Origin of the sequence: Ruminococcus sp. RTP21198st1_G1_RTP21198_201120, assembly GCF_040924265.1 — a bacterium.
Classification (GTDB): Bacteria; Bacillota; Clostridia; order Oscillospirales; family Ruminococcaceae; genus Hominimerdicola; species Hominimerdicola aceti.
In genome coordinates this window covers 40,011-59,694 of the sequence record NZ_JBCOMH010000017.1, presented here as the reverse complement: position 1 = coordinate 59,694, position 19,684 = coordinate 40,011, and the positions used below count along the sequence as shown (strand labels likewise).

Below are 19,684 nucleotides of genomic sequence, written 5' to 3'. Positions count from 1 at the left end.
CTTGCGGGGTACATAGAACACAGCCAAGAGGTAGTCGAAAGCGGTTATTTTCAAAATAAGTGGCAGATAAGTGGTTGAGTGGATTTTAGGGAAAAATAAAAACTCAGAAACAACGCATTTACGCTGTTTCCGAGCATATGATTTGGTGACCCGTACGGGAATTGAACCCATGATTCCGCCGTGAAAGGGCGGCGTCTTAACCTCTTGACCAACGGGCCGATTTTTCGCTATGAGAAATGTGGTAGCGGTAACTGGATTTGAACCGGTGACACCCTGGGTATGAACCAAGTGCTCTAGCCAACTGAGCTATACCGCCATATGCGTTTCTCATAGCGACTTGATTATTATACACTATTTATGCCCCGTTGTCAACCTTTTTTGCGCAAAAAGTTTGGACTTTTTTGATTTTTGCCTTTTTGCACAGTATTATGCTTTCACTAAAAAAGCAAATGCGTCATTTTGCATAATTTTTGTGTGCAGCTACAATATAGGAAGTGTAAAATAAGAATATTTTACATGAATTTTGCTTAAAACTCTTTAACAGTTTGCCGTTTTGTGATATAATATATTAAATCAGTATAGATGTTTTGATATCATAATAAAAGGAGTATGGCACAATGAAAAATGTGTTTATGAATAGAGAGCTGTCATGGCTGAAATTTAATGAAAGAGTCCTTGAGGAAGCTGAGCGTGAGTGCGTGCCACTCTGTGAAAGACTTTCTTTTGCTTCTATCTATCAGAGCAATCTGGACGAGTTCTTTATGGTCCGTGTAGGCTCGCTTACTGACCAGATGGAGGTCGATCCAGACAGCAGGGAAAATAAAACAAATATGACCGCTAAGGAACAGCTCAAAGCCGTTATCGCTAGAGTGGGCGAGCTTAACGAGCGTAAAAATAAGATATACGCTGACCTTATGAAGAAAATAGCCGAGCAGGGCGTTGCTCTTGTTGATTTTTCCAAGCTTACAGCGGAGGAAAATTCTCAGTTGGAGCAGTATTTTCTCAATCAGATAGCTCCGCTCCTGTCGCCTATGGTGGTGGGAAAAAGACAGCCTTTCCCTTTCCTTAAAAATAAGGATATCTATGCCGCAGTTGTCCTTGAAAGCAAAAATTCCAAGGAGAAGCTGGGTGTTATCTCCTGCGGAAGTGAGGTCTTTCCAAGACTTATAAAGGTCGGTTCAACAGGCAAGTATATGCTCTCTGAGGAGCTTATCCTCCACTATGTACCTAAAATTTTCAAGGGCTACACCGTCAAGTCAAAGTCGCTTATAAGAGTTACAAGAAATGCTGATATCGACGCTGATGCACTTTACGACGAAGATCTTGATTACCGTGAGTTCATGGCTGACCTTATCAAGAAAAGAAAGCGTCTTGCACCTGTCAGACTGGAGCTTTCAAGACAGCTTGATAACAATATCGTTGACCTGCTCTGCAAACAGCTTGAAGTGAATAAAAAATCTGTTTTCAGAAACAGCACTCCTCTTGATCTGTCATTCCTGTTCCAGATACAGGATATACTCAGACAGAAAACCGAGCTTTTCTATAAAAAGAGAGTTCCGCAGAGGTTTACTGCCTTTGACGATAACAAGCCTATACTGCCGCAGATAAAAAAGAAAGACAGACTGCTTTCTTATCCTTTTGATAGCATAAAGCCTTTTATCAATATGCTCCGTGAGGCGGCTGACGATAAAAATGTGGTGTCTATAAAAATGACATTGTATCGTGTGGCAAAGCACAGTGAGGTGGTCGAAGCCCTTTGTGAAGCCGCAGAGAACGGCAAGGACGTTCTTGTATTGGTGGAGCTTAAGGCGAGATTTGATGAGGAAAATAATATCGAGTGGTCACGCCGACTCGAAAAGGCTGGCTGTACTGTTATCTATGGTCTGGAGGGCTATAAGGTACATTCAAAGCTTTGCCTTATCACAAAGCGTTCAGGCACAAAGACCGAGTATTATACTCAGATAGGCACTGGAAACTACAACGAGAAAACTTCAAGACTTTATACCGACCTGTCTGTTATGACCTGCGATAAGGACATCGCAAAGGACGCTATAGACGTGTTCAATGCTCTTGCTTCTGACGATACTGTAAAGAGCGTTGACAAGCTTCTTGTTGCACCGAATTGTCTGCAAAACAAGGTGCTTGATATGATAGACGAGCAGATAGCCATAGCACAATCAGGGGGAGAGGGCTATATAGGCGTGAAGATAAATTCTCTCACTGATAAGAAGATAATCGACAGATTTATCGAAGCTTCAAGAGCAGGCGTTAAGATAGACCTTGTGGTAAGAGGCATATGCTGTCTTATCCCAGGCGTTGAGGGCGAAACCGACAACATCAGGATAATAAGCATTGTAGGACGTTTTCTTGAACATTCCCGTATCTATATGTTTGGCAAGGGCGAGGAAAGAAAGATATATATTGCTTCCGCAGACTTTATGACAAGAAATACCCTCAGACGTGTTGAGGTCGCTACACCTATTCTTGACGAGGATATCAAGTCTCAGATAAGCATGATGTTCGACAAAATGCTTGCAGATAATTGTCAATCAAGAGAGCTTGACTCTGACGGGGAATATACCCTTGTTTCAGACGGCAAAGAGCCGCTCAATTCTCAGGAACTTTTCTATGACCTTGCCTATGAAAGAGCTTCAAAGGCGGAGGTCGAGGATAAATGACCATATTTGCCCTGAAGGGTTCACTTGAAGAAATAACACCGGCACAGCTAAGCGAACAAACTTGCTCAGCTGTGTTTATTACCGACTCTGCTCACGCAGAGGAAACCCTCAGAACGGCGAACATAACCTACGAGGGCGTGATATCCCTGCGTGACGTTGTGTTCTGTAAGATAGAATCACAGCCTTTCTGTCTGGCAGGCACGCTTTCTATCCCCAAGCTTCTTGACATAAAGGGAAGCCGACACAGGATACAGTTTTTTATTGACAACAAAAACATGGTGATAATAGACGATGAGGAGTTCTCGCTCAGGTTAGTCCAACGCATACAGAGAAGCAGGCATAATCAGGGAGAGAGCAGGGAGCATTTTATCTACAATTTTTTCAGCGAATTTATGCTCCGTGACACCGAGCTTCTTGCGGAACATGAGCAAAAGCTTATGGAGCTTGAGGAAAACGTAAACGATGGCAAGACGGACGATTTTCTTGAAACCATAACGCCTATCAGAAAAGAGCTTCTTATTTTGAGAAGCTACTATGATGAAATAATGGATCTGGGCAGAGAGCTTGAAGAGGACGAGAACGGCTTCTTTGAGAAAAAGCAGAAAAAATATTTCGGCACTATCTCAGACCGTGCCGACAGGCTCATGGGCAGAACTGTACATCTTCTTGAATATGCAACGCAGGTGCGAGACGCTTATCAGTCCCATGTCAATGCTCAGCAGAACAAGAATATGGAGTTTCTTACGGTCATATCCACTATATTTTTCCCTCTGACCCTTATCACAGGCTGGTATGGCATGAACTTTCAGAATATGCCCGAACTTAAAGAGGGGTATCCGGGTGTTATAGCCCTTAGTGTAATAGTAGTGATAGTGTGTATAATCTTTTTCAAACGAAAGAAAATGCTTTAAGGCGGACTTTGTTCCGCCTTTTTTTCGTGCTAAAGGTCAGAAATGGCGGTAAATTCATATTTCACCTCTTGAATTTGGATAATAATTGTGCTATAATAACTTTATATTTGCGAAAAGAGGTGACTTGTCTGAATAAAGAATTACTGCTATTGCTGTTGAAGCTGGCAGCAGGCTGTGTCGTAATAATGACCTTTATCGTCATTGCCTGCCTTATCACTCCCAAAATAGCACGATTTATTGAAAAACGTCACCCTGAGCTTGCCGAAAAGGACGATCCCGAAAGGGTGGACGGTGAGGATACAGGGAATGATCCTGAGAACTATAAAGTACAGGGCATATTTGATAAGTCCCACCTTGATGACTGGGATCCAAACTATAAAATATATAATGAGGATATTTACGCCTTTAATTTCAAGAAGAAAAAGAAAAACGGCAGTGCCGCTCCTCCTGCGAACAGCAGCGAAAAGGACGACAATGCCTGAATGATATAAGAAAGAGGTTTTATAAATGGCTAAGGATAAGAAAATGGTTGACGCGATAACCTCCATGGACGAGGATTTCGCAAAGTGGTATACTGATATATGTATGAAGGCTGAGCTTGTTTCATACACAAGCGTAAAGGGCTGTATGGTAATAAGACCTTACGGCTACGCAATATGGGAGAATATCCAACATATACTTGACACAAAGTTCAAGGAGCTTGGTCATGAAAATGTTTGCATGCCTATGTTTATCCCTGAGAGCCTGCTTCAGAAGGAGAAAGACCACGTTGAGGGCTTTGCTCCTGAGGTAGCTTGGGTAACATACGGCGGAAGTGAAAAGCTTGAAGACAGACTTTGCGTAAGACCGACGTCTGAAACGCTTTTCTGCGAGCATTATGCTAATATAGTTCATTCCTACAGAGATCTTCCTAAGCTTTACAATCAGTGGGTATCTGTTGTACGTTGGGAAAAAACAACAAGACCATTTCTTCGTTCAAGAGAGTTCCTGTGGCAGGAGGGTCATACTATCCACGAGACACCTGAGGAGGCTATCGAGGAGACAGAGAGAATGCTCAACGTATACGCTGATTTCTGCGAGAAGCAGCTTGCTATGCCGGTCGTAAAGGGCAGAAAGACAGAGAGCGACAAGTTCGCAGGTGCAGAAGCAACGTACGCTATTGAGGCTCTTATGCACGACGGCAAGGCTTTGCAGGCAGGCACTTCGCATTACTTTGGCGATGGCTTTGCAAAGGCTTTCGATATCACTTATACTGGAAGAGATAATAAGCTTGCACACCCATTCCAGACATCATGGGGCGTTACGACAAGGCTTATCGGTGCAGTTATAATGACACACGGCGACGATAACGGACTTGTTCTGCCACCTGCTGTTGCACCTGTTCAGGTAGTTATCGTACCTATAGCACAGCACAAAGAGGGCGTTCTTGACAAGGCTAACGAGCTTTACAACACACTTAAAAATGCAGGCATAAGAGTTAAGCTCGACGATTCAGAGCAGTCACCTGGCTGGAAGTTTGCACAGTATGAGATGAAGGGCGTTCCTGTAAGACTTGAAATTGGTCCAAAGGATATTGAGAACGATCAGTGTGTGCTTGTTACAAGACACAACAGAGAAAAGGTATTCTGCAAGCTTGGTGAGCTTGTTGAAACTGTAAATGAAAGACTTCAGGCTGTTCATGATGGCCTTTATGCGAAGGCACTTGAAAACAGAGAAAGACGTACCTATGTTTGCAAGACACTTGACGAGATAACAAAGGCTCTTGAGGAAAAGGGCGACGGCTTTGTTAAGGCAATGTGGTGCGGCGATGAAGCTTGCGAGGATAAGGTAAAGGAACTCACAGGAGTAGGTTCAAGATGTATCCCGTTCGAGCAGGAAGAGATAGCAGATACCTGCGTATGCTGTGGAAAGCCTGCGAAGCATATGGTGCTTTGGGGCAAGGCTTATTAATAGGCTTTTTGGATAAAAAATATCGGGTGGCTGTCAATTTGTTATTGGCAGTCACCCGTTTTTTTGTTTGTGATTTTTAGCTGTTTGCTTGGACAAGACTCTTTATTATCGGTATGATAAGGCAGAGCATATATACTATAGTGGCAGGGTTTGTAAAGACGTATCTGCGACATTCTTTCGGTGTAAGCACGTTTTTGCTGTCATCAATGATAAGCTTTTTAAGGCTTGTGAAAAGAACCATAAAGCCCACCAGACCTATGACTATCTCAGCAACGCTCATGAATGTTTCATAGTGTTCAAGTCCTATCGCATCAGATATGGACGAGAAGTTTGCAAGCAGATTGTTTAGACAGTGTATTATAACTGTTGGCAGTATCGAGCCGCACTTTGCGGCGATAATAGCGTAAACAAGTCCTGTGCCGAATGCCGAAGCCGCCTGAGGAATATTTCCATGCATAAGTCCGAATGCAAGCGCTGAGAAAAGCACCGCCGCACCCCTTCCGTATGGGCTTAGAGCCGTGAGGATCGCTCCACGGTAGATAAATTCCTCCACGATAGGGGCTATTATCACAACGTATGAGAACTGCACTATTACTGCAATGGCAGAGGGCTGATGAATGGAAAAATCGCTTGTGGGAACTGTCACTCCGTTTTGACCAAGTATACCCGTGAGGATAGATATGAGCTGTGACAGCAGAATGTTTATCACAAAGCAGGCTGAAAACCATTTTAACCCTTTTACTGCCGTGCCTTTTTTCGGCTTTATGAAGCTTGATTCTCGTTTTCGGAAAAGTATAGCAAAAACTATCCCAAAAACAAGCACGCTCATAAGAGTGATAAACAAATTTGCCGTCATGGAAAAAGTAGTTGAACTTATAAAAGCGGTCTGCTTTTTCAGATAGCTGAGAACTGCCGAGTAGCTAAGAGTGAATTTTCCTGAGTGGTAAGTGTATGCAACGTAAAAGAATAACACTGCGAATATCCTGTTTAGCAGGTTGTATAAAATGAGCAGAAGTGAAATTTTCACGCAATCTATAGTAAGAAGTTTCTTTTCCTGCTGTTTTTCAGGGGTCAGCAGAGAAACAGACTTTTTGGTAGTCAAATATTATTCCTCCCTTGTTCGGTCTTATCTATATATTATAACACACAACATGGTGCTTTTGCAAATGGTATTTTGTCAGGTATGTGATGAAATGTTATGGATTTGTAAATAAATAAGAGAAATTTTGTGATAACTATTGCATTTTATCAACCTTGTTGTATAATATAATTAGCACTCAAATAGATAGAGTGCTAATTATATGGAACAGTATTCAAAGAAAGTAAAATATTATTAAGGAAAGGTCGAGATTTTATGCAGACAAAAGAATTTAAGGCAGAATCCAAAAGACTGCTTGATATGATGATCAATTCGATCTACACTCATAAGGAGATTTTTCTCAGAGAGATAATCTCAAATGCAAGCGACGCTATTGATAAGCTGTATTTCAAGTCCCTGACAGACACTTCTGTGGGAATGAAAAAGAGCGACTTCGCTATCAATATCGCTATCGACAAGGAAAACAGAACGCTTACAGTTTCTGATAACGGCATCGGTATGACTGAGGAAGATCTTGAAAACAACCTTGGTACTATCGCAAACTCAGGCTCGTTCGCTTTCAAGAAAGACAATGACCTTGGGGATGATGTTGATATCATCGGTCAGTTCGGTGTAGGCTTCTATTCTACTTTTATGGTAGCAAAGGAAGTTACCGTTGTAACAAAGGCTTTTGGCAGCGATCAGGCTTACAAGTGGACATCTGACGGTGTTGAGGGCTACACAATAGAAGAGTGTGACAAGCCTGACGGCGTCGGCACAACTATCACACTTAAACTCAAGGACGATACTGATGACGAGAAGTATTCAACATATCTTGATCAGTATCAGATACAGTCACTTGTAAAGAAATATTCTGACTACATCAGATTCCCTATCAGAATGGAAGTCGAGCATACTCATTATAATGAGGAGGGTAAAGAGCCTGAGGTACACAAGGCTATCGAAACCCTTAACAGCATGACCCCTATCTGGAAGAAGAACAAGAGCGAGCTAAAGGACGAGGATTACAACAACTTCTATATGGAGAAGTTCGGCGACTATGAGCCACCTGTTGCACATATCCATTCAAAGAACGAGGGCGTTGCCACATATGACGCACTGCTTTATATACCTGCCCGTGCGCCTTTTGACTATTACTCAAAGGACTATGAAAAGGGACTCCAGCTTTATTCAAGCGGTGTAATGATAATGGAAAAGTGTGCAGACCTGCTTCCTGACTGGTTCAGCTTTGTAAAGGGTGTTGTTGACTCTGAGGATCTCTCACTGAACATCTCCCGTGAGCTTTTACAGCAGGACAGACAGCTCAAGATAATCGCAAAGAACCTTGAAAAGTCCATAAAGAACGAGCTTGCAAAGCTTCTGAAAAACGATCGTGAGAAGTATGAGAAGTTCTACAGCGTATTCGGGCTTCAGTTCAAGTTTGGCATTTATCAGTCATACGGCGCTGCAAACGAAACTCTGAAAGATCTCCTTATGTTCCCGTCCTCATTTGACGGCAAGAACGTTACACTCAAAGAGTATGTTTCAAGAATGAAAGAAGATCAGAAAGAGATCTACTATGCCTGCGGCGAAACAAAGGAAAGGATCGAAATGCTCCCTCAGCTTGAAAAGATCAAGGATAAGGGCTATGAAGTTCTTTACTTTACACAGGACGTTGACGAGTTCGCTATCAAGGTGATGATAAACTATGACGGCAAGCCTTTCAAGTCCATAAGCGACGCTGATCTCGACCTTGACACAGAGGAAGAAAAGGAAGAGGCTAAAAAGCTTGACGAAGAGAACAAGGATATGTTCACTTTCATGCAGGAAGCTATCGCTGACAAGGTAAAGACAGTTCGTCTTTCAAAGAAGCTTAAAACTCACCCTGTTTGTCTTTCATCAGACGGCAGCATAACTATCGAAATGGAGAAGGTCCTCAACGCTATGCCTCAGAATGACGGCAATAAGGTAAAGGCTGAAAAGGCACTGGAGATAAATCCAAATCACCCTATCTTTGAGAAGCTGAAAGACCTCTATGCTAACGATAAGGACAAGCTGAAAGACTATACAAAGCTTCTTTACGATCAAGCTTTGCTTATCGAGGGTATGTCTATCGACAACCCTGTTGAGTTTGCAAACCTTGTTTGCGAGCTTATGACAAAGTAATAAAGCTATACAGATACTCTCTTAACATACCGAAAGCCGTGGGGACAGCAGTGTTTCCACGGCTTTTTGTGCTTTTCAGGCTGATAATTGTAGGTTTTATACAAAACAAAATGAGTTTATTTGTTAAAAAAACAGATTCAGAAAACAAATTTTATGTATGCTGTTGACAAATAAATGCAGGTGTGTTAATATAATTATAGTGAAATTGATACATAACATCTTTTATTGGAGTGTTACCTTTCATTTATAGACTGGGCATGACCAACTTTGTACGAACATATTGTGTGAGTTCGTATTAAGGTTGGTTTTTTTATTTTATAGGGGGGATTTTTAATGAAAATAATCAAGGTGATAAATAATAACACCGTAAGCGTCATAGACGATAAAGGAAAAGAGCAGATAATCTCAGGAAAGGGAATAGGCTTTGGAAAAAAATACGGCGACGAGCCTGATAAGGATAAGATTCAGAAAATGTATCTTGTCACAGACTCAGAGCTTAGAAAAAGACTTATCGAGTGCCTGACCGAGATACCATATGAGCATATAAAGCTTACGGCAGATCTTGTGGACTATATTTCTTCACATATCGACGGACAGCTAAACGAGTCGCTCATAATAACACTTTCAGACCACATCTCATTTGCCATTGAAAGAAAAAAGCAGGGACTTGAATTTGATAATCCTCTTATGGACGCCATAAGCGACTGCTTCCCGAAGGAGCTTGCTCTTGGAAGATATTGCGTGGCGGAGATATATCAGCGTTTGGGCGTTGAGCTAAGGGGTGATGAAGCGGGCTTTATCGCAATGCACATCATAAACGCAAGGCTCGGCACAAAAATGGAACAGATACAGGATATCACTAAAATGGTGAACAGCTGTGCTGAGATAGCGGACGCTTGTCTGGCAGGGAAGATAAACAAGAACTCGGTGGCATATGAAAGATTTCTTGTGCATTTAAAATATCTTGCGAAAAGACTCTTCAAATCTCAGGAGCTTCCTAATGTTCTCAGCAGGGACGAGGAGTTCGCTGATATCATAAAAAAGAAATTCAAAAAGCAGTATAAATGCGCAAAGCATATGCAGGATCATATTTTGAAGAATTATGCTAAAACTATATCGGAAGATGAAATGATAACTCTTTCGATTCATCTGAAGAAAATAAGCGGATAGGCATTGTTGCCACAGCTTATATATAATGTATTCGCTGCGGTATTATCATTAACGGTACCATAATGATAATTCGCCTGAGATATAATTTTTTTGGAGGATATTATTATTATGAAGGATAAAATTTTCAGCGTATTGCAGCGTGTGGGACGCTCTTTCATGCTCCCTATCGCACTGCTGCCGGTGGCGGGTCTGCTTCTTGGAATAGGCAGTTCTTTCACCAACGCCACAACTATCGAAACCTATCATCTTGGCAAATTCATCTATGAGGGCGGTGTGCTTTACACTATACTTGACATAATGAGCAAAACGGGAAGCGCCGTTTTCGATAACCTTGCGCTTCTGTTTGCAATGGGCGTTGCTATCGGAATGGCAAAGAAGGAAAAAGAAGTCGCAGCCCTTTCGGGTGCTATCGCCTATATCGTAATGAACACCACTATCAGCGCACTTATCACCGCAAAGGGCGGCGTTGAGGCAATGGCAGAAAATTCCACAACGACAGTGCTTGGTATTACCACGCTGCAAATGGGCGTTTTCGGCGGTATCCTTGTAGGACTTGGCGTTGCGGCACTGCACAACAAGTTCTATAAAACAGAACTTCCGCAGGTGCTCTCATTCTTCGGCGGAACAAGATTTGTTCCTATCGTTTCAACTGTCACATACCTTATTGTTGGTATCATAATGTTCTATCTGTGGCCTGTAGTACAGCTTGGTATCTCAAAGCTTGGCGTGCTTGTACTCAACTCAGGTTATGCAGGCACTTGGATATATGGAATACTTGAACGTGCTCTTATCCCGTTCGGACTTCATCACGTTTTCTATATGCCTTTCTGGCAGACAGAGCTTGGCGGCTCGATGATGATAGACGGCAACATGGTAGCAGGCGCACAGAACATCTTCTTTGCAGAGCTTGCTTCAAAGTCAACAGAAGTTTTCTCAGTATCGGCAACAAGATTTATGGCAGGAAAATTCCCGTTCATGATATTTGGTCTTCCTGCTGCAGCATTTGCAATGTACAAAACTGCTCGTCCTGAAAAGAAAAAGGTAGTAGGAAGCTTGCTTCTGTCAGCGGCTCTTACTTCAATGATTACAGGTATAACAGAGCCTTTGGAGTTCACATTCCTGTTCGTTGCACCTCTTATGTACGCTGTTCATTGTGTATTGGCAGGACTTTCCTATATGCTTATGCACATTCTTAACGTTGGCGTTGGAATGACGTTCTCAGGCGGTCTTATAGACATGACCCTCTTCGGAATTTTGCAGGGCAACGCAAAGACCCACTGGATATGGATAGTTGTTGTGGGGCTTATCTATGCAGTTGTTTACTACTTTGTGTTCTACTTTATGATAACAAAGATGAATCTTAAAACACCTGGCAGAGAGCCTGATGACGTTGAACCTAAGCTTTATCGCAGAAGCGATGTGAACGAGGCTAAGGCGGCAAAGGCAAAGGGCACAGACAAGAGGGCTTCAGACGTTGTAAGTGCAATGATACTCAAAGGCCTTGGCGGCAAGGAAAATCTTTCAGACGTTGACTGCTGTGCAACAAGACTTAGAGTTACAGTAAATGACGCCTCAAAGGTCATGGACGATATGCTCAAAGCCAGCGGTGCTTCAGGCGTTATCCACAAGGGCAACGGCGTTCAGGTCATTTACGGACCAAAGGTCTCAGTTATAAAATCAGATCTTGAGGACTTTATCGATTCACCATACAGCGACGATCCTGACAGCATTATCGGCACTGAGAAAGCTTCTGATAAAATAGAAGAAAAACCGCAGACCGAGGGTGCAGAAAACACAGAAACTAACGGCAAGACAATAACGCTTTACTCCCACATGAACGGCACTGCCGTTAAGCTTGAGGACGTTGAGGACGAGGTGTTCTCACAAAAGATACTGGGCGAGGGCGCAGCCGTTGAGCCGTCAGAGGGCAAGCTTTACGCCCCATGCGACGGAAAAATAGACAGCGTTTTTGACACAAAGCATGCCGTAAATATGGTATCGGACGATGGAGTGGAGATACTTCTCCATATCGGTATCGACACTGTAAAGCTTGGCGGACAGTATTTTGAAGCCCATGTCAGTGACGGTCAAGAAGTCAAGAAAGGCGACTTGCTCATAAGCTTTGATATGGATAAGATAAAAGCCGCAGGCTATAAGGTGACAACGCCTTTGATAATAGGCAACACGGACGATTTTGCGTCTGTTGAACCTGTTGCACAAAACAGCGTTTCGGCAGGAGATATGATCTTGAAGATAAAATAATTATTTGGAGGTATTCATCATGAAAACATTTAGCTACACTATCACAGACGAAGTTGGTATCCACGCAAGACCGGCTGGACTTCTTGCAAAGAAAGCAAAGGAGTTCGAGAGCGTTTGCACTATCGAAAAGGGCGGAAAGAGCGTGAACATCACAAAGCTTATGGCTCTTATGGGTCTTGGCGTTAAGCAGGGCGATACTGTTACTGTTACCTGCGAGGGTGCAGACGAGGACAAGGCTTCCGAAGCACTCAAGGCATTTTTTGAGGAAACACTTTAATTATTATCTGTCAGCTGGGCGGTAAAAGCCGTCCAGCCGACGGGACGTTTCTGCGGTGTGTTCGCAGGAGCGTCCCATCGGCTGGAAAAAGCATGAAAAATAATAAGATCTATGAGAAAAGGGGCGGATATTTATGACTAAGTATACAGGAAAAGGCGTTTACGGTGCGGTAGCAATGGGTAAGATCTCAGTATTCAAAAAGCAGGATACCGCTATAAAACGTATTCACACAGAAGACAGCGAGGGAGAAAAGAAGCGAGTTGCCAAAGCTAAGCAGGCAGCCACAGAACAGCTCCAGAGCATTTATGACAAGGCACTCAGGGAGGTGGGCGAAACAAATGCTCAGATCTTTGAGATACACATGATGATGCTTGAAGATGATGATTATAACGAGTCTATAGAGAATATCATCGACAGCCAGAAAGTCAACGCAGAATATGCAGTGGCGGTGACGGCAGACAACTTTGCGGAGATGTTTGCATCTATGGACGATCCTTATATGCAGGCAAGAGCCGCAGATGTAAAGGATATTTCCAACAGGATCATCGCAAACCTCACAGGCAATGTCAGCGACGGCTCAGCAGGTGACGACAAGATGATAGTTTGTGCCGATGATCTTGCACCAAGCGAAACTATATCTCTTGATAAAGACAAGGTGCTTGCCTTCGTTACTGCACATGGCTCGTCAAATTCACATACAGCTATCCTTGCAAGAAATATGAACATACCTGCGGTAATAGGCGTAGGAAGCAAATTTCTGTCTGAAATAAAGGACGGCGACTTTGCTATCGTTGACGGTTTTACAGGGGAGATATTCGTTGACCCAGATGAAAAGACCACCGCTGAGCTTACCGCAAAGCAGAAAGCAGACGAGGAGAAAAAGCGTCTTTTGCAGACCCTCAAAGGCAAGGAGAATGTCACAAAGGACGGTAAAAAGATAAACATTTATGCAAATATCGGAAGCGTTGACAACATCGGTGCTGTGCTTCTCAATGACGCAGGCGGAATAGGTCTTTTCAGAAGCGAGTTTCTCTATCTTGAAAACTCAGATTTCCCTACAGAGGAACAGCAGTTTCATGCTTATAAGCGTGTTCTTGAGAGCATGGCAGGGAAAAAGGTCATCATAAGAACGCTCGATATCGGTGCTGACAAGCAGGTGGATTATTTCGGTCTGAAAAAAGAGGAAAACCCTGCACTTGGCTACAGAGCAATAAGAATTTGTCTTACCAGACCTGAGATATTCAAAACTCAGCTCAGAGCACTTTTCAGAGCTTCCGTATACGGCAATCTGGGCATAATGTTCCCTATGATAACAAGCGTTTCAGAGGTAGAAAAAGCCCTTGCTATGTGTGGCGAAGTCAAGGCTGAGCTTAAAGAACAGGGTATAACAGTTTCTGACAGCGTTGAGCTTGGCATCATGATAGAGACCCCTGCGGCGGCTATCATAAGCGATAAGCTTGCAAAGCTTGTGGACTTTTTCAGCGTTGGCACTAACGACCTCACTCAGTATACCCTTGCTTGCGACAGACAGAACCCTGATATAGAGCAGTTCTGCGACACTCACCATGAGGCTATACTCAGACTTATTGAGATGTCCGCAGAGAATGCCCACAAGAACGGCGCATGGATAGGTATATGCGGTGAGCTTGCGGCTGACACTACTCTCACAGAAACCTTCCTGAGAATGGGCATTGACGAGCTTTCAGTTTCTCCGACCTTTGTTCTTAAGGTAAGGGACGCTGTAAGAAATATTGACCTCTCCAAATAATTTCTCATAGATCTTCACGCAAAGGACACACCCTCGTTCATATGGACGGGGGTGTGTTCTTTTATTTGACAGATATGCTTAAATGTGCTAAAATATCTTATCGGCACAATCGTGTTTGCACATAAGTTTGTTATCAATGCACAAAAAATAAAAGTAAAATTTGTATACTATTTTGCCATAAAATCTCCCGTGCAGAATCGTATATAAGTTATCGAGGGGTGTGAAAGACTTGACCGACACTGAGTTCGATTTCAGGGTGGAGCTGATCCTGAAAAATGACAAAAACGGGCTTAGGGAGATCTATCAATGCTACGGCAAGGTGATATATAACATCATGCTTGACATTGTGAAAAGTCCTCAGGACGCTGAGGACCTCACATCAGATTTTTTCCTAAAGCTATGGGACACCGCAGGTCAGTACCGAAAGGGAACGGGGCATAAGCGATATCTGACTGTAATGGCGAAAAATCTCGCTCTTGACTTTATCAGAAAAAGGCGGCACGAAATGCCGACCCTTGACGATGATGAAGTAGGGCACAAAGAACAGCAGGACAGTATGCGGGTAGACGACGATGTGATCGGAAAGCTCACCTTCGAGGAGGCTTTGAAGCTGCTTTCAGAGGGCGAAAGGGATATCTTGAACATGAGGCTTGGAATGGATATGACATTTCGTGAGATAAGTCGGGCAGTGGGGAAGCCGCTGGGTACTGTCACATGGAAATACCGTCAGGCTGTTTTCAAACTAAAAAAGACCATAAAGGAGGACAGTATCTATGGCTAAGAACATAAAATTTCTTTACAAAAAGCATATTTCTGATACTGCCCCTGACATGGAAAAGCTCTGGGACAGGATAGATGGACAGCTTGAAAACAAAACGGACAAAGATCAGACACAGATAAAAGTAAGCCGCAGAAATTACAGAAAATTTGCAGCGGCAGTAGCCTCGCTCGTGCTTATTATCGGCGGCGTAAGCCTTTACGCCGATATCCGCTCAGAGTCGGACAGTGTTTCAAAGCATAGCGTAGAAACGGCTGACAAGGCTAGGCTTGAAAACAGAGAAGAAAAGACATACGAACAGCTCAGTTTCAGCCACACAGACACAAAGGCTTATGAGGACAGCTACATTCCAAAGGGCGATGATTATTTCACAGAGGACAGCGTTCTGGAAGATACAGACTTCTTTGCAGATGTGACAGTGCTTTCAGCAAGGCTCGACAGCGACAGCGCACATTACACCCTGAAAATAAACAGCCTTGTATCAAAGACAGGAGAAGAAAGCAAAACAAATATCACCATTGAAAGCTCTACCCCTTATATCATGCAGGAAAACAGAGAATATTTCATACCACTGAGGAAAGAAAACGGCACTTATTCTATGGCCTTTGAAAATGCACCTCAGATAGAAATTTCTCTTGACGGGGATATCGTTTTTCAAAACGGCTGGAAAAGTCTTGACGATGACTCGGGTATTCTTAAAGACTCGCAGAAAAGCAAGAACGATTATTTCTATGACCGAATGAGATATTCCTCGAAAAACGATCTGCAAGACCTGCTTGCTAAGTGGAGGACTATGTAGCTAACAACGCAAGGGCATATCGCCCACGCTATTTTACGGGAGATGACAGCTATGAAAAAGACAACTTCAAACAGCATAAAAAGAAACTTGACCATGACTCTGTCGCTTATGATGACGGCGACAATGCTTGCTTCATGCGGAAGCGGTTATGACGGCTCGGAGAGCAGAAAGAGCGGCAGCTATAACAATGAAAGAACAACTACGGGAAACTACAGATACAGCAATGTTACAGCCGGAGATACTGACGGCACGGCGAATATAGGAGGGGGTTACAATACCGAGGAATATAACCACCTGACGGAAAACGGCTATAAGCTCGTTTCAGACGAACCGCTTTCCACCTTTTCCACAGACGTTGACACGGCTTCCTACACAAACGTGAGAAGAATGATAAATGATGGCTGGGAGGTCGACCCTGACGCTGTTAGAACAGAGGAGTTCATAAACTATTTCAAGTATGACTATGAAAAGCCTACGGAGGGCGCGGTGTCTATAAATACCGAGCTTTCTGATTGTCCTTGGAACAGTGAAGCAAAGCTTATGCTGGTGGGGCTTCAGGCAAGGGAAGCAAAGGTCAAGGACGTTCCTACAAACCTTGTTTTCCTCATAGACGTGAGCGGCTCAATGGAGGACGAGGATAAGCTTCCTCTTGTTCAGCAGGCTTTCTCAATGCTTGCTGAAAACCTTGGGGCTGATGACAGAGTTTCTATCGTCACTTATGCAGGCAGCGACAGCGTTGTTCTTGAGGGCGAAAGTGGCGACAACAGCGAGGAGATAGTTTCAGCACTTAACAGCCTGTCAGCAGGCGGCTCGACAGCAGGTGCGGCAGGAATTACCACAGCTTACAAGCTTGCAGAGGAGTATTTCATAGAGGACGGCAACAACAGAGTTATCCTTGCAACTGACGGCGATCTGAACGTTGGTCTGTCAAGTGAAGAAGAGCTTACCGACCTTATATCACAAAAGCGTGACTCAGGGGTATATCTCTCAGTGCTTGGCTTCGGCTCAGGAAACTATAAGGATAACAGGCTTGAAGCCCTTGCTGATAACGGCAACGGAAACTATGCTTATATCGACAGCGTTGACGAAGCAAAAAGAGTGCTTGTAACAGAAATGAGCGGAACTCTTTTCACTGTCGCAAAGGACGCAAAGGTGCAGATAGAGTTTAATCCCGAAAATGTTTCAGCATACAGGCTGGTGGGCTATGAAAACAGAATTCTCAATGACGAAGACTTTGAAGACGATACAAAGGACGCAGGCGATATCGGCTCGGGTCAGCAGGTCACGGTTTTGTATGAGATAGTGCCAAATAACGGCAATGAAAAGTCGCTGAAATATCAGGATAACGAGAGCAAGGCTGAAACCAACGAGCTCAGCGGAGAAATGCTCACAGTTTCAGTGAGGTATAAAGACCCGGAGGCGAGCGAAAGCAAGCTTATAGACAAGTCTGTTATGTGTTCTGACTATACAGAGGCTGTGTCACAGAATTTTGCAAAGGCTTGCTCTGCGGCAGAGTTTGCAATGTTGCTTAGAAACAGCGACTATGCAAGCGGTCTTACCGCTCAGGGCGTTGTGGATTATATGGAACAAAACAATGTTGACAACAGCGAGCTTTTTGAACTCATATACAAATATATGCAAAACGGCACAGGCAGCGAGGCAAGCTACTGGTAAAAAACTAAATCAAGGGGGTGCTGCATGGTCAGCACCCCTTTGGACCATAAAATTTACCTCTTGCATAGAAATCTGCACCTGTCAGCCAAAAGAGGTTTACATGAAAAGAAAAATAGATTATAATAAGGCTGTCAGATAAAACGGGGGTGAAAGCGTGAAGGTCAGGATAGAGATAGACGAGAATATGTCTGAAGACGAGATAGTCATAAGGTGCGCCCAGCCCGATGAACGTGTGCTTAAAATGAAAAGGGCGGCTGAGTCCGCTGAGAGCGAGCCTGAGATAGCTTTTTTCAAAGACGCAGTTCAGTTCTATCCTCCCCTTGATTCCATACTGTTTTTTGAAACAGGGGAACATAATCTTAACGCTCATACCTCTGACGACGTTTTTCAAGTGAAAATGAAACTTTTCGAGCTTGAAGAGATACTTCCACGAAAGTTCGTGCGGGTGTCAAAATCAGCAATCGTGAATGTAAAGCACATCTATTCCGTTGAGCGAAACATAACCTCTGCAAGCCTTATAAGCTTTGCAGGCACTCACAAACAGCTTTACGCCTCACGAAGCTATTACAAGCTTTTGAAGCTCAGACTTGGAGAAAGGAGATTTCTATGAAAAACAAAAATCTTATATGGGGCTTGTTCTTTATCCTTGCAGGCGTTGCGCTTATCCTTGACCGCACAGGTCTGCTTGGAAGTGTAAGCGTGTGGAGCGTTGTGATCTCACTGCTCCTCGTTCCTGTTATCGTAACGAGCGTCAGACACCTTAACTTCTGGGGAATATTCTTCCCTATGGCTATCATGGCGATACTCTTTGACGAAACTCTCGGTATCGAGAAGTTCACCCCATGGCCTGTTTTGGGTGCGGCACTGCTTCTCAGCGTGGGATTTTCATTTATTTTCCCTTACCGCTACAGGTTTACACAAAGCAAGTGGACCACCCACACTACCGATAATCCTGCATGGGATAAATCCTCAGACAACGGGGAATATGTGCGTATCGACGCAAAATTTTCAGGCTGCACAAAATATATAACCTCAAAGGTATTGAAAAGAGTTGACATAAGCTGCCGTTACAGCGGTATGGAGGTGTACTTTGATTCTGCCGATATGGCAGGAAACGAAGTCGAGCTGAATGTTGATGTGCTTTGCGGCGGAGTGGAGCTTTATATCCCGAAGAACTGGGGCATAAAGGTGGAAGCCGACTGCGTTCTTGGCGGAATAGACCAGCCTAACGGAGCTTATGATGAAAAAGAAAAGATCCTTATCATAAAGGGCAGAGCAAAGATCGCAGGAATAGATATAACATATGTTTAGTCTTATGTGAAAGAACAAAAGTAAAAGCTGCGGAGGGAAAACTCCGCAGCTTTTTGTATGTCTGATTATTCTTGAAGTATCATCTTGTCTGAAAGTTCGTCCTCGGCGGTGTCGGAATAAAGCTTCATAAGCTTTTCCACCGTCATGTTTGCTCTCTGCTCGCCCTCGATAGTAAGAAGCAGTTTGCCTTGGCTCATTACGATAGTCTTGTTGCCGTATTCAATGGCATTTGAAATGTTGTGTGTTATCATAAGAGTAGTCAGTGCGTTTTCTTTTACTATTTTTTCGGTTATCCTCATGACCTTTTCTGCGGTCTTAGGGTCAAGTGCCGCAGTGTGTTCGTCAAGAAGCAGAAGCTTTGGTGTAACGATAGTCGCCATAAGCAATGTGAGCGCCTGTCGCTGTCCGCCTGAGAGCAAGCCCACAGGCATTTTCATTCTGTCCTCAAGACCTAAGTCAAGCTCCTTGAGTCTTTCTCTGAACACTGAAACGTCCTTTTTCCTGATACCGATAGTCAGCGAACGACGCTTTCCACGGCTGTAGGCAAGGCCGAGATTTTCCTCTATGGTCATGTTTGGCGCAGTTCCTCTCAGCGGGTCTTGGAAAAGCCTGCCTATAGTTCTTGCGCGTTGGTGCTCCTTTAGGTGAGTGATGTTCTTTCCGTCAAGGAATATCTTGCCGGTGTCAGCCTCGTAGCTGCCACTGATAACGTTCATAAGTGTGGATTTTCCTGCACCATTTGAACCTATTACAGTAACGAAATCTCCGTCAGCCACATCAAGGTCTATGTGCTGGAGTGCCTTACGCTCGTTGGCAGTGTTCTTGTTGAAGGTTATGTTTATATTTTCAAGCTTAAGCATTT

16 protein-coding genes and 2 tRNA genes are annotated in these 19,684 nt (G+C 43.6%); 14 read left to right on the top strand and 4 right to left on the bottom strand.

Features of this window, described 5'->3' with window-relative positions:
• Positions 1-143 precede the first annotated feature (143 nt).
• Positions 144-218 (bottom strand) — tRNA-Glu (locus AB5627_RS11480).
• Positions 219-239: 21 nt separating this feature from the next.
• Positions 240-316, bottom strand: a tRNA-Met gene (locus AB5627_RS11475).
• A gap of 301 nt (positions 317-617) precedes the next feature.
• Between AB5627_RS11475 and ppk1 the strand changes: the two genes are divergently transcribed.
• From ppk1 to proS, 4 genes are all read left to right on the top strand, one after another.
• Complete coding sequence (ppk1, locus tag AB5627_RS11470; RefSeq protein WP_368369847.1) at positions 618-2,678, top strand: polyphosphate kinase 1; 2,061 nt, start codon at positions 618-620, stop codon at positions 2,676-2,678.
• The gene (locus tag AB5627_RS11465) at positions 2,675-3,589 is read left to right on the top strand and encodes a CorA family divalent cation transporter (protein WP_022286564.1); all 915 of its coding nucleotides are present in this window, start codon (positions 2,675-2,677) and stop codon (positions 3,587-3,589) included. Before ppk1 ends, AB5627_RS11465 begins: the two co-directional genes overlap by 4 nt.
• Before the next feature lie 149 nt (positions 3,590-3,738).
• Positions 3,739-4,071: a hypothetical protein gene (locus AB5627_RS11460; protein WP_288177657.1), complete on the top strand. Its 333-nt coding sequence runs from the start codon at positions 3,739-3,741 to the stop codon at positions 4,069-4,071.
• A 25-nt stretch (positions 4,072-4,096) separates the two neighbouring features.
• The gene (gene proS, locus AB5627_RS11455) at positions 4,097-5,539 is read left to right on the top strand and encodes a proline--tRNA ligase (RefSeq protein WP_022286562.1); all 1,443 of its coding nucleotides are present in this window, start codon (positions 4,097-4,099) and stop codon (positions 5,537-5,539) included.
• Between the two features lie 76 nt (positions 5,540-5,615).
• On the opposite strand, the gene AB5627_RS11450 is transcribed toward proS, so the two are convergent.
• The gene (locus tag AB5627_RS11450) at positions 5,616-6,641 is read right to left on the bottom strand and encodes a lysostaphin resistance A-like protein (protein ID WP_368369846.1); all 1,026 of its coding nucleotides are present in this window, start codon (positions 6,639-6,641) and stop codon (positions 5,616-5,618) included.
• Positions 6,642-6,893: 252 nt separating this feature from the next.
• Here AB5627_RS11450 and htpG point away from each other — a divergent pair, with 252 nt between their 5' ends.
• From htpG to AB5627_RS11400, 10 genes are all read left to right on the top strand, one after another.
• Entirely contained in the window at positions 6,894-8,783 is a 1,890-nt protein-coding gene (gene htpG, locus AB5627_RS11445) for a molecular chaperone HtpG (RefSeq protein ID WP_368369845.1), read from the top strand.
• 333 nt (positions 8,784-9,116) lie between these two features.
• Positions 9,117-9,953, top strand: coding sequence for a PRD domain-containing protein (locus tag AB5627_RS11440; protein WP_022286559.1), 837 nt, complete (start codon positions 9,117-9,119; stop codon positions 9,951-9,953).
• Between the two features lie 108 nt (positions 9,954-10,061).
• On the top strand, positions 10,062-12,215 hold the full coding sequence (locus tag AB5627_RS11435; protein WP_333635118.1) for a glucose PTS transporter subunit IIA: 2,154 nt from the start codon (positions 10,062-10,064) through the stop codon (positions 12,213-12,215).
• A gap of 19 nt (positions 12,216-12,234) precedes the next feature.
• A complete protein-coding gene (locus AB5627_RS11430) occupies positions 12,235-12,492 on the top strand; it encodes an HPr family phosphocarrier protein (RefSeq protein ID WP_022286557.1) in 258 nt (85 codons plus the stop codon).
• Between the two features lie 133 nt (positions 12,493-12,625).
• Positions 12,626-14,260 (top strand): phosphoenolpyruvate--protein phosphotransferase, encoded by a 1,635-nt coding sequence (gene ptsP / locus AB5627_RS11425; protein ID WP_022286556.1) that lies wholly within the window; start codon positions 12,626-12,628, stop codon positions 14,258-14,260.
• A gap of 220 nt (positions 14,261-14,480) precedes the next feature.
• Positions 14,481-15,041: an RNA polymerase sigma factor gene (locus AB5627_RS11420; RefSeq protein WP_195249543.1), complete on the top strand. Its 561-nt coding sequence runs from the start codon at positions 14,481-14,483 to the stop codon at positions 15,039-15,041.
• Entirely contained in the window at positions 15,034-15,837 is an 804-nt protein-coding gene (locus tag AB5627_RS11415) for a hypothetical protein (RefSeq protein ID WP_368369844.1), read from the top strand. Before AB5627_RS11420 ends, AB5627_RS11415 begins: the two co-directional genes overlap by 8 nt.
• A 51-nt stretch (positions 15,838-15,888) precedes the next feature.
• Positions 15,889-17,511, top strand: a complete 1,623-nt coding sequence (locus tag AB5627_RS11410; RefSeq protein WP_022286553.1) for a von Willebrand factor type A domain-containing protein — start codon at positions 15,889-15,891, stop codon at positions 17,509-17,511.
• A 154-nt stretch (positions 17,512-17,665) separates the two neighbouring features.
• The gene (locus AB5627_RS11405) at positions 17,666-18,121 is read left to right on the top strand and encodes a LytTR family DNA-binding domain-containing protein (protein ID WP_022286552.1); all 456 of its coding nucleotides are present in this window, start codon (positions 17,666-17,668) and stop codon (positions 18,119-18,121) included.
• The gene (locus tag AB5627_RS11400; RefSeq protein WP_022286551.1) at positions 18,118-18,822 is read left to right on the top strand and encodes a hypothetical protein; all 705 of its coding nucleotides are present in this window, start codon (positions 18,118-18,120) and stop codon (positions 18,820-18,822) included. The genes AB5627_RS11405 and AB5627_RS11400 overlap by 4 nt, the downstream gene beginning before the upstream one ends.
• Positions 18,823-18,887: 65 nt before the next feature.
• Here AB5627_RS11400 and AB5627_RS11395 read toward each other — a convergent pair whose 3' ends face one another.
• The gene (locus tag AB5627_RS11395; RefSeq protein ID WP_022286550.1) at positions 18,888-19,682 is read right to left on the bottom strand and encodes an ABC transporter ATP-binding protein; all 795 of its coding nucleotides are present in this window, start codon (positions 19,680-19,682) and stop codon (positions 18,888-18,890) included.
• Positions 19,683-19,684 lie beyond the last annotated feature (2 nt).

Bases quoted from the DNA above. Each gene is read 5' to 3' on its own strand.
- ptsP (WP_022286556.1), top strand. From the start codon at position 12,626: ATGACTAAGTATACAGGAAAAGGCGTTTACGGTGCGGTAGCAATGGGT.
- AB5627_RS11440 (WP_022286559.1), top strand. From the start codon at position 9,117: ATGAAAATAATCAAGGTGATAAATAATAACACCGTAAGCGTCATAGAC.
- proS (WP_022286562.1), top strand. From the start codon at position 4,097: ATGGCTAAGGATAAGAAAATGGTTGACGCGATAACCTCCATGGACGAG.
- AB5627_RS11430 (WP_022286557.1), top strand. From the start codon at position 12,235: ATGAAAACATTTAGCTACACTATCACAGACGAAGTTGGTATCCACGCA.
- AB5627_RS11415 (WP_368369844.1), top strand. From the start codon at position 15,034: ATGGCTAAGAACATAAAATTTCTTTACAAAAAGCATATTTCTGATACT.
- AB5627_RS11465 (WP_022286564.1), top strand. From the start codon at position 2,675: ATGACCATATTTGCCCTGAAGGGTTCACTTGAAGAAATAACACCGGCA.
- AB5627_RS11410 (WP_022286553.1), top strand. From the start codon at position 15,889: ATGAAAAAGACAACTTCAAACAGCATAAAAAGAAACTTGACCATGACT.
- htpG (WP_368369845.1), top strand. From the start codon at position 6,894: ATGCAGACAAAAGAATTTAAGGCAGAATCCAAAAGACTGCTTGATATG.
- AB5627_RS11435 (WP_333635118.1), top strand. From the start codon at position 10,062: ATGAAGGATAAAATTTTCAGCGTATTGCAGCGTGTGGGACGCTCTTTC.
- AB5627_RS11395 (WP_022286550.1), bottom strand. From the start codon at position 19,682: ATGCTTAAGCTTGAAAATATAAACATAACCTTCAACAAGAACACTGCC.
- AB5627_RS11400 (WP_022286551.1), top strand. From the start codon at position 18,118: ATGAAAAACAAAAATCTTATATGGGGCTTGTTCTTTATCCTTGCAGGC.
- ppk1 (WP_368369847.1), top strand. From the start codon at position 618: ATGAAAAATGTGTTTATGAATAGAGAGCTGTCATGGCTGAAATTTAAT.